Source organism: Aporhodopirellula sallentina SM41, assembly GCF_000346505.1.
GTDB lineage: Bacteria > Planctomycetota > Planctomycetia > Pirellulales > Pirellulaceae > Rhodopirellula > Rhodopirellula sallentina.
Genome location: NZ_ANOH01000438.1, coordinates 1 through 10,749, shown reverse-complemented (window position 1 = coordinate 10,749; position 10,749 = coordinate 1). Strand labels below are relative to the sequence as shown.

Here is a 10,749-nt window from a genome sequence, read left to right as displayed (position 1 = left end):
TAGCTTGGCAGCCAGCCATGCCAGTCAGGGTTACCAGCGTCAGCGTCAGATGACGTTGGGCGATCTGTTGCTGGAAAATCGCATCGTGTTCATGCAAGGCGAAATTCACTACGCCAATGCAAACGAAATCGTGATGAAGTTGTTGTATCTGCAAAGTGAAAATCGCCGCAAAGACATCCACTTCTATATCAACTCGCCCGGCGGCAGCGTGACGGCGACCCTCGCGATCTACGACACGATGCAAATGGTTTCGTGCCCGGTTGCCACCTACTGCGTCGGCGAGGCGTGCAGCGGCGCGGCCGTCCTGCTCGTCGGCGGTGCCAAAGGCAAACGGTTCTGCCTGCCGAACAGCCGCGTGATGATGCACCAACCGATGGGCGGCGTCTCCGGACAAGTCAGCGATATCGAAATCCAAGCCTCGGAGATGTTCCGGTACCGAGACAAACTCAACCAAATCATCAGCGAGCACAGCGGCAAATCGGTCGAGCAAATCGCCAAAGACACCGACCGCGACTTCTTCCTGTCGGCACAGGAAGCCAAGGATTACGGGTTGGTCGACGACCTGCTGAAAAAACAAGAGGTTGAAAAGGAAGACGACGACATCTAGGCCGCCCGCCTGATGTGGATCCCCGCCTCTTCTCATTCATTCATTTCATTCAAAAGACAAAGTTAGAAATATGCCAGTCATCCCTTACGTGGTCGAAAGCAACGGCCGCGAAGAACGCACCTACGACATCTACAGCCGGCTGCTGAAAGACCGCATCATCTTTCTCGGTCAACAAGTCGACGACCAAATCAGCAACGCACTCGTCGCGCAGATGTTGTTCCTTCAGTCGGACGATCCCAAAGCCGACATCCACATGTACATCAACTCGCCCGGCGGCAGCATCACGGCCGGCATGGCGATCTACGACACCATGCAATTCGTCAGTTGCGACGTGGCGACCTACTGCATGGGTCAAGCCGCGTCGATGGGTGCGGTTCTGTTGACCGCCGGTGCCAAAGGCAAACGGTACTCGCTGCCGAACGCACGGATCATGATCCACCAACCGCTCGCCGGCATGCAGGGAACCGCTCGTGAGGTCGAAATTCACGTCGGCGAACTGCGTCGGATCAAGAAACGCATGAACGAAATCATGATCGAACACACCGGTCACTCCCTCGAGAAGATCGAAGAGGACACCGACCGTGACCGCTTCATGTCGGCCGAGGAAGCACGCGATTACGGCCTGATCGACAAGGTCGTCAGCAAGATCGGCGAAGCCGAAAGTTAATCGGAATCAAACAAGACTCTCGCCCGAGAGTCCATTCCCCCTTCGTCTAGCGGCCCAGGACGTCGGCTCATCCAGCCGGAAACGCTCGTTCGAATCGGGCAGGGGGTGTTTGGCCGATGATGGCCAGCGAGGCTATGATGGGTCGGACCAATCCATCCCGTCCCCCTTCACGCCCGCTCGCCTCATCACGCCACATGTCAATGAACGACACCAAAATCCGTTTCGTCTACTTCGACCTCGGAAACGTATTGGTTTCATTTGACCGCCGACGCGCGTGCGAGAAATTGGCGGCCCTGTTTGCCGGCGACGCCGCACACGTCGATCGGATCCTCAATGTTGATGGACTGCAGAATCAACTCGAGACCGGACTGATCAGCGAGCCGGAATACACCGCCACCGTCCGTGAAAAAATGCGTGCGGCGGCTGACTCATCGGTCGACACGGAAACGTTCGCAGCGGTCACCGATGAAGAAATCCTGATCGCGATCAGCGACATGTTCACACCGATCGAATCGATGCGGGACGTGCTCCGCGACGTCCGGCAGAAAGGAATGCCGATCGGGATCCTCAGCAACACATGCAACGCGCACTGGAGTTGGGTCAATTCGCAGTCCTACTGCGTCCTCGAAGGCCCCTTCGATGTCTGCGTCGTCAGCCACGAGGAACGCTCGATGAAACCCGACCGGGTGATCTATGACGCCGCCGCCGGTCATGCCCTTCGGATCGCGAACGCGACGCCCGAAACCATCCTGTTCCTCGACGACAAAGAGGAAAACGTCCACGCGGCCCGACAACTGGGCTGGCAGGCCGAAGTCTGCGTCGGCGGTGACGAAGCCAAACAAGTGCTCACCGACTACGGCGTTCTGCCGAACCACGCAACGCAAAATCAAACCAGCTTGGAGGCTGCCCCCCGATCATGACCCCGCCCTCTGTCCAGACTGCAACTCACGTCGACACCTCGACCGCATCGAATTCGCCCCGAACCGTTGCCGTCATCGATATCGGTGCGATCAGCATTCGGATGGCGATCGCCGAGATCCATCCCGACGGCCAAATCCGCACACTCGAAACTCTTTTGCAACCGGTCGACCTCGGCCGCGACGCGTTCGAGTCGCGACGTTTGACGCGCAAGGGAATCGAACGCGCCGCGACGGTCCTCAAACGATTTCGCCGCGTGCTCAATGAATATGGGGTCACCGATACGAAAGACATCCGCGTCGTGGCCACCAGCGCTGTCCGCGAAGCCTCCAACCGAATCGCCTTCATCGACCGCGTCTTCGTAGCCACGGGGCTCGACGTCGAACCGATTGACGAAGCCGAGGTCAACCGGATCACCTACATGGGCATCACACCGATGTTGATGGCCCGGGCCGAAACCGCCGAATCCAAATCCGTTGTGATCGAGGTCGGCAGCGGCAGTACGGAGCTGCTGATGATCCGCGGCGGCAATGTCCTGCACTCGGATTCCTTCCGGCTCGGATCGCTGCGTTTGATCCAGGAACTCGACGCCAGCGGGCTGCGGGGCGCCCAACTGCGGAACCTTCTCGAAACCCACGTCCGTCGTTTTGTGATCCGCATCGCGGAAGAGTTGAAAGCCGACGCGCCGTTGCAATTGGTCGTCATGGGCGGTGACATTCGTTTCGCCGCTCACCGACTGATCGAAGATTGGGACGAGGAATCACTCGCAAAACTACCAACGTCAAAGCTCGAAAAACTCTCGACGCGAATTCTCTCGATGAGCGAAGACGCGATCGTCGAGAAATACGGGGCCACGTTCGTGGAAGCCGAAACGTTGTCGGTTTCCCTGCTCGCGTACACCCTGTTCGCCAAACACTTTGAACTCGAACATCTCTACGTCAGCGGTGCGAACCTCCGCGACGGGCTGCTCGCCGATATCGAACAGGGCGGAAACTGGACGAGCGAGTTTCGCCAACAGATCATCCGTTCGGCCGTGTCCCTCGGTCAAAAGTTCGCCGTCGATCAGGCTCACGCCCGCGCGGTCGCGGAGTTGGCCCGCCGACTCTTTGAACAACTCACCGACGAACACCAACTCGACGCCCGCCACGAAGTCCTGCTTTACGTCGCGGCGTTGCTGCATGAGGTCGGCCTGTACGTCAACCTGCACAGCAACCACAAACACGCCTACTACCTAATCCGCAACAGCGAACTGTTCGGGCTCAGCCAGCATGAGTTGCAACTCGTCGCGTTAGTCGCCCGCTATCACCGACGCGCCTCACCGCAGTCCGGCCACGAGGGCTACAATTCGTTGGACCGGAAAGATCGCGTCGCGGTGACGAAGATGGCCGCCATGTTGCGACTGGCGATCGCCCTGGACGATTCCCGGAGCGGTCGAATCCGCGAGGTGCAGTGCACCCGCGAAGAGAAACAAATGGTGATCTCGGTTCCGGGAGTCGACGATGTTTCGCTCGAACAACTCGCCCTTCGCGTTAATAGTTCTCTGTTCCGAGACATCTTTGGTGTCCCCGTTTTGCTGCGAGCCGGAGAGTAAGTTTTGACATCACTCGACATGAAACCTCATTTCTCAACGCCGGCTCGTCGCACCATGCGATTGACTTCGCTTTCGCTCTCGCTGGCAATCGCCACGCTCGCTTCGCCGTCGTCGTCGGCACAGAGCCCCGAAGCAAATGCTTCGCATTCCCATCCATCCCCGCTCACCCTACCGGCGAACGTGTCAGAACCTTCTCGCATTATTTTGGCACAATCGTCCGGCAGTGGCGAAAGCGGCACGAACAGCAGCTCGGATCCTTACGCCCTCGCCCGCAGACGTTTGGTCGACACTCGAATCCGGACCGCGGGGGTGAAGAACGAACGAGTGCTGTGGTCGATCGCTGAAACACCACGCCACGAATTCGTTCCCGCGAGCGTTCGCGACAAGGCGTACTTCGACATGGCACTGCCGATCGGCGCGGCCCAAACGATCAGCAGCCCGTTCATCGTCGCCTCGATGACCGAAACCCTCGACCCACAACCGACCGACCGCGTTCTGGAAATCGGGACAGGCAGTGGTTACCAGGCCGCCGTCTTGAGCCCCTTGGTCGCGGACGTTTACTCGATCGAAATTGTCGAGTCACTCGGATTGACCGCCCGCGCGGCGCTCGACCGGCTCGGCTACGAAAATGTCCACACGAGAATTGGCGACGGATTTCTAGGTTGGCCCGAAGAAGCCCCGTTCGACAAAATTATCGTCACCTGCAGCCCCGAGTCGGTACCGGTTCCCCTCGTGGAACAACTCCGCGAAGGCGGGTCGATGATCATTCCGGTCGGCGAGCGATACCAACAAACGCTCTACCGGATGGTCAAACGTGACGGCGAACTGATCCGCCAACCTTTGCGTCCGACGCTGTTCGTCCCCATGACGGGAACCGCCGAGTCCGGCCGAAAAACGCTGCCTGACCCCGCAAACCCGGTCATCGTCAACGGCGACTTTGAAGAGGAAAGCGAATCCTCCGAACTCACCGAAAGTGCCCCCACCGAGAGCGAACTGCCGATCGGCAACGATCCCGTCGGAGTTGATGCGATCCGCGACGCCCTCGAACCGCTCGGAACGCCCACACCGAACCCATCCGAGTTTATCGAGGGTTGGTATTACGGCCGCCAGGTCGCGAGGTTTGTCGAAGAAGGCAACGCGATGGCACGGTTCGAAAACGTGACCCCCGGCCTCGGATCACACCTGCTGCAGGGGATTGCAATCGACGGCAGCAAAGTCTCCACGATCCGGTTGTCGGCCCGAGTTCGAACCCACAATGTCGCCAAAGGCCCCGATGCGGATGCATTACCGATGCTCGCGATCAGTTACTACGACGGGAACCGGCGTGACCTCGGTATGATCACACTCGGCCCTTATCGTGGGACCCGCGACTGGAAGAAAGACAGCCGAATTCTGCGTGTTCCGCCGGCTGCGAAGGAAGCGATCATCCGAATCGGGCTGTTCGGGGCGACCGGCCGGGTGGACTTTGATGATGTCAAAATTGAGAAAATGGGTCGTTAAATTTTACCCAGACTGCTTGATCGCCCCCCTTCCTCGCTATCCTATCAACTGGCGAACTAGGCGTTCGAGGCCCGCACCGCTTGCCGTATCGCGTCCATTTGCACGGACCGCTATGCCTGACCCAGCCAGCTCTTTACGAGCCGGTCGCGCAAGCTCTTTTCTCACCTCGATCGCCAGCGGCATCCACTTTTTTAAACCAGACAGCATAGGATGGAGGAACGTACATGAGGTGTTTTCACCTGTTGGTATGCCTCTCGTTGGCACTGACTCTCAGTGCACCAGCGCAGGCAGGTGGCTCTTACGGGAGCTACGGTAGTTATGGCAGCGGAGGCAGCTCCGGCGGTATGGTCCACGGCAGTAGCGGTGGCGGATTACTGTCCGGATTGCGTGCACGCATTGCCGCTCGTCATGCCGGTTCGTCCGGAGGCAGCTATGGTGCATCTACGGGTGGATCGTCAGGAGGTTCTTCAGGTGGATCGTCGGGAGGTTCGTCCGGCGGCGCATCCTCCGGTGGAACTTACACCGCAGCCTACGCGTCCTCGGGCGGTTCGTCCGGCGGATCATCCGGTGGCGGTCTCTTCAGCCGACTGCGTGCGCACATGCAAGCCAAACGGGCTGCTCGCGCTGCACGTCACTCCAGCGGCGGATCGTCCGGTGGCTACACCGCGTCGTACTCCAGCGGTGGCGCTAGCACCGGCGGCAGCAGCGGTGGGTACTACTCGAGCAGCGTCGCAGCTCCCGTCGTTTCGCACGGCAGCAGCGGCGGATCGCACGGCAACTACGTCGCACCGGTCTCGTACGCACCATCGGTTTCCTACTCCGCACCTGCGGTTCAGTCGAGCTACCCGGTCGAATCGTATCCGACCGAAAGCGTGATCGACTCGGGCAGCTACCCTGTTGAAGGAAGCGTTATCCACGGCGAATCGGCACCCATGAGCGGCTCGGTCATCGACGGAACCATCATCGACAGCGGCGCGAGCTACGAATCTCGTAAACCTGTCTTGGATGACGATGCCGCCCTGTTGACCGTCGCGGTTCCATTGGAATCGGCTCGCGTTACCGTCAATGGTCACGAAACGACCAGCGACGGAATGGTTCGCCAATTCATGTCGCGTGGCCTCAAAGAAGGTTACCTCTACACCTACGAAGTCGTCGTGACCTACGACGTCAACGGACGTGAGCAGCGTGACAGCAAGACCATCAAACTGCGTCCTGGTGACATGGAGCGAATGGTCTTCCAACAAGACGCCGATGCGATCTCTGACGAAGTTCAGCCGGCTGAAGAATCCGAAGAGACACAAGCCGACGCAGAAAACAACGAAGCCGACACGACCGAAACCGTCGTCCAGCTTCACGTGCCTGCCAACGCTGTCGTGACCCTCGCCGGAAACGAAACCAACGGCTTCGGTCGGGTTCGCACCTTCCGCACCACCCAACTCGCCGCTGGCGACCGTTGGGAAAACTACACCGTTGTCGTCAGCGCGACTGTCAACGGACGTAGCATCCGCAACGAACGCACCATCAACGTCGACGCCGGCGACACGGTCGAACTTGAGTTCGATTTCGACGCCACCACGTTGGCAATGCGTTAATCGTTCGCCACCTGCCGTCCATCGGCAAAGGTGAGATCAAAACAAAAGGCCATGTTCAAGTTCGCTTGAGCATGGCCTTTTTTCGTTCACGCATTGCGGTTCAATGCACACCGATTCGCTCTCGCCCGCCGGCTTTCGAGAGGACGTCAAAATCACCAGAAAGCTGTCAAAAATGACGCAGCCAATCTCGCCAGACTTCGGTGGGCAGGATCCTGGCCCGGCCTGAATGCGGACGAATCCCAGCAACAGGGATCGGACACGCCAAACATCCAAACCCGCTAGTATTCCACTGCAGCGTGACTTTCGGGTGGAATCGTAGTGGATGACGCAAGGTATCACCTTGCGTGACTAGCGCATCAAGGACTCGTCGCCTCGTCCAATACCCGAAAATCAAGTTGACATGAAGTACTAGGCCGCGAAAACCTTTCACCCGAGTGTCTCTTTTGCGAACCGCAATCCCATTGATTTGTTATCGTCAATGAGATGCCAACTCTTTTCCAGCTCACCGGGAACCCTTTCGATGAACGCAGACGAAACGCTGATCGCAAGAATCGAATCGAGAGACGTCGAAGCGTTAGCGGAATACATCGCGATCCACCGCGACAAACTCGCCGGCTTTGTGCGTTCGATCACGGGCGAACATTTGCTCGCCGTGACGGAGCTGGATGATCTGATCCAGGAGATTTCCGCGACCGCCATCGCAGGATTATCGTCGGCACCATTGGAACAATATGCCCCGATGCAGTGGCTGCAACAGATCGCTCGCCGGCGAGTCGTGGACGCCCACCGGTTTCATTTCGACGCAAAAATCCGCGATTTCAGCAAACAAAAATCATTGCACGCTCCGGCAACCTCCGCGGGCGGTAGTGGCGACGAGGGCGACGGTGGGCTCGAACGGTTACTCGCCGCCAGCATGACATCGCCGAGTGCCGCGGTCAGTCGCGATGTGCGCATGCATCGGATGAGCGAGGCGATCGGCACCCTCAACGAAGATCAACAACGCGCCATTCGCCTTCGCTATGTCGAAGGACTTCCCACCAAAGCGATCGCGGAGGAACTCGGCAAGACCGACGTCGCCGTTCGTGTTCTTCTTTCGCGAAGTATGCGCGAACTCGAGAAACAGCTCGAAGACGTGCGTCCCACCCGATGAGCCCGGTTGAGTTGATCTATGGAATGTTCCACGATGTAAAGGTGACGCTTCTTTTCCCACCTTTCAAGACGCACCCACCATCATCATGTCCACAGTTTCCACCGATGTCGCTCGCATCCTAATCAACGGCACCTGGCAAAACGCGACCCCACAGTCGACCTTCCACGCGACCGACCCGAACCACAACTCGCAGTTGCCGCAATCGTTTCCGGTGAGCACGTGGGAGGACTGCGAAGCGGCACTCGACGCAGCGTCCAAAGCCGCCACTGAACTGCGCCGATTCCCGGCATCCAAGATCGCCGACTTCTTGGAACTCTACGCCGACAAGATCGAAGCCGCCAAGGACACACTCGTCGAAGCCGCCTTCGCCGAAACCGGGCTGGCTCGTTCGCCACGACTCGCCGACGTTGAATTGCCACGAACCGCCAATCAACTGCGTGCCGCCGCCAAGACATGCCGCAGTGGAAACTGGGCGTTGCCGACGATCGACACTCAAACGGGCATTCGTTCCTGCTATCGACCGTTGGGCCCGGTCTGCGTGTTCGGCCCCAACAACTTTCCGTTCGCGTTTGGAAGTGTCTCCGGCGGTGACTTCGCCGCCGCGATCGCCGCGGGTAACCCGGTGATCGGAAAAGCCAACAGCTCCCATCCCGAAACCACACGTCTGTTCGCCGAACTCGCCCAGGAAGCAGTCAACGAAACCGGACTGCCACCGGCCACCGTGCAGTTGATCTATCGCACGAGCCACGCCGACGGCGAACGCCTCGTCTCCGACCCACGTGTCGGCGCGACCGGATACACCGGCAGCCGCTCGGCCGGACTGACCTTGAAAGCAGCCGCCGACCGCGCCGGCAAACCGATCTACCTCGAACTCTCGAGCGTTAACCCCGTGGTCATCACACCGGGAGCATTGAACGAACGCGGAGAAGCAATCGTTGACGATTTCATCACCAGCGTTTTGATGGGAACCGGCCAGTTCTGCACCAACCCTGGCATGGTCATGCTCGTCGAAGGCGACCAAACCGAATCGTTCATCGGTGCGGTGAAGGAACGATTCGCATCGACCCAGTCGGGCACGTTGCTGTCGCCCGCCGTCGCCAAATCGCTCGGCAAGAGCGTCACGACGCTGACGTCACTCGGCGCCGAACTGCTGACCGGAGGAGGCGAACCGGAACCAGACCGTTGTGCTTATGCGAACACACTGATGCGGATCGATGGCAAGAAATTCTTGTCTGACCCCGAGGGCTTCCAAACCGAAGCGTTCGGTAACGCGTCCGTGATTGTCGTCGCCAAAGACGTCGCGGAACTGTGCGACGTGATCGATCATCTCGAGGGCAACCTGACCGGTTGCATCTACTCGGCCAACGACGATAGCGAAGAGGGCGATGTCGACCAAATCACCTTTGCTCTCGAACCCAAAGTCGGCCGCATCCTCAACGACAAGATGCCGACCGGTGTCGCCGTCAGCCCCGCGATGAACCACGGCGGCCCCTACCCCGCGACCGGACACCCGGGCTTCACCGCCGTTGGCGTCCCCGCATCGCTGCTGCGTTTTGGCAAACTGACCAGTTTCGACAACATCCGGTCGAACCGCCTGCCTGCACTCCTCCAAGACGCCGCCCCGACCGACGAAACCATGCGTCTGATCGACGGCCAATGGCGAGCCGGCACGGTCTAACACGCGCGAAACCGGGCCCAATAACCACGGCGAATCGACTCCCACATCGAAGCGCCGCCTGGTTGGAAGCCCCGAAGCCCCTGTTGGAAGCCCCAACGCAAACGTAACCGGAGTCACCAGACTTCGGAGATTCCCCTCTGCGACCGGCTCCCCCGACGTCGCCCCTCCCCGAAGCCTTCCTCATCCGTCGGCCTCAGAATTTTCGCCCGACGTTCAAAAACACGGAACGTTCGGCGCACGGTATGCTAACGCTACGCCAACCACACGGCGTCGCGTCGTTTTGCATGCATTCCGAACGATGCTCTGCCGGTTCCAGTCGAGAGTCCGTTTTGAGTACAAGGTTTCATGTCAAACGAAAATTGCAAACCAACCACCACCGACGGTGGCATCCCGGTTGCCAGCGACGAGCATTCCCTGACCGTCGGCCCTGATGGCCCGATTGTCTTGCACGATCATTATTTGATCGAGCAGATGGCGAACTTCAATCGCGAACGCATTCCTGAACGCCAACCCCACGCCAAGGGATCAGGGGCGTTCGGCTTCTTCCAAGTCACCGAAGACGTCAGCGAATACACCAAAGCCGCCGTGTTCCAACCCGGCGTGAAGACCGACACGCTGATGCGGTTCTCCACGGTTGCCGGCGAACGTGGGAGCCCGGACACATGGCGCGACCCACGTGGGTTTTCGATCAAGTTCTACACCTCCGAGGGGAACTACGACATGGTCGGAAACAACACGCCGGTGTTCTTCATCCGCGACCCAATGAAGTTCCAACATTTCATCCGGTCGCAAAAACGCCGCGCCGACAACGGACTGCGTGATCATGACATGCAGTGGGACTTCTGGACGCTCTCGCCTGAATCCGCACACCAAGTCGCGTGGTTGATGGGCGACCGCGGCATTCCCAAGAATTGGCGGCACATGAACGGCTACTCCAGCCACACGTACATGTGGGTCAACGCCAAGGGAGAACGGTACTGGGTCAAATATCATTTCAAAACCGATCAAGGACAACGATTTCCTCACTCAAGAGGAAGCCGAACGTA

The 10,749-nt window shown here is 59.1% G+C and carries 9 protein-coding genes; all 9 read left to right on the top strand.

Going from position 1 to position 10,749, the window contains the following annotated elements:
- The first annotated feature begins 49 nt into the window (after positions 1-49).
- The gene (locus RSSM_RS28415) at positions 50-607 is read left to right on the top strand and encodes a ClpP family protease (protein ID WP_008687982.1); all 558 of its coding nucleotides are present in this window, start codon (positions 50-52) and stop codon (positions 605-607) included.
- Between the two features lie 70 nt (positions 608-677).
- Positions 678-1,274: an ATP-dependent Clp endopeptidase proteolytic subunit ClpP gene (gene clpP, locus RSSM_RS28410; protein WP_008687972.1), complete on the top strand. Its 597-nt coding sequence runs from the start codon at positions 678-680 to the stop codon at positions 1,272-1,274.
- 200 nt (positions 1,275-1,474) lie between these two features.
- Positions 1,475-2,194 (top strand): HAD family hydrolase, encoded by a 720-nt coding sequence (locus tag RSSM_RS28405; RefSeq protein WP_008687971.1) that lies wholly within the window; start codon positions 1,475-1,477, stop codon positions 2,192-2,194.
- Positions 2,191-3,783 (top strand): Ppx/GppA phosphatase family protein, encoded by a 1,593-nt coding sequence (locus tag RSSM_RS28400; RefSeq protein WP_008687969.1) that lies wholly within the window; start codon positions 2,191-2,193, stop codon positions 3,781-3,783. The genes RSSM_RS28405 and RSSM_RS28400 overlap by 4 nt, the downstream gene beginning before the upstream one ends.
- An 18-nt stretch (positions 3,784-3,801) precedes the next feature.
- A complete protein-coding gene (locus tag RSSM_RS28395) occupies positions 3,802-5,283 on the top strand; it encodes a protein-L-isoaspartate(D-aspartate) O-methyltransferase (protein ID WP_390174075.1) in 1,482 nt (493 codons plus the stop codon).
- A gap of 224 nt (positions 5,284-5,507) precedes the next feature.
- Positions 5,508-6,875, top strand: a complete 1,368-nt coding sequence (locus RSSM_RS28390) for a TIGR03000 domain-containing protein (protein ID WP_044303904.1) — start codon at positions 5,508-5,510, stop codon at positions 6,873-6,875.
- Positions 6,876-7,395: 520 nt separating this feature from the next.
- Positions 7,396-8,025, top strand: coding sequence for an RNA polymerase sigma factor (locus RSSM_RS28385; protein ID WP_008687960.1), 630 nt, complete (start codon positions 7,396-7,398; stop codon positions 8,023-8,025).
- Between the two features lie 85 nt (positions 8,026-8,110).
- Positions 8,111-9,703, top strand: a complete 1,593-nt coding sequence (locus tag RSSM_RS28380; protein ID WP_008687958.1) for an aldehyde dehydrogenase (NADP(+)) — start codon at positions 8,111-8,113, stop codon at positions 9,701-9,703.
- A 345-nt stretch (positions 9,704-10,048) separates the two neighbouring features.
- A partial coding sequence (locus RSSM_RS28375; protein ID WP_008687956.1) for a catalase occupies positions 10,049-10,749 on the top strand: 701 nt, incomplete at its 3' end.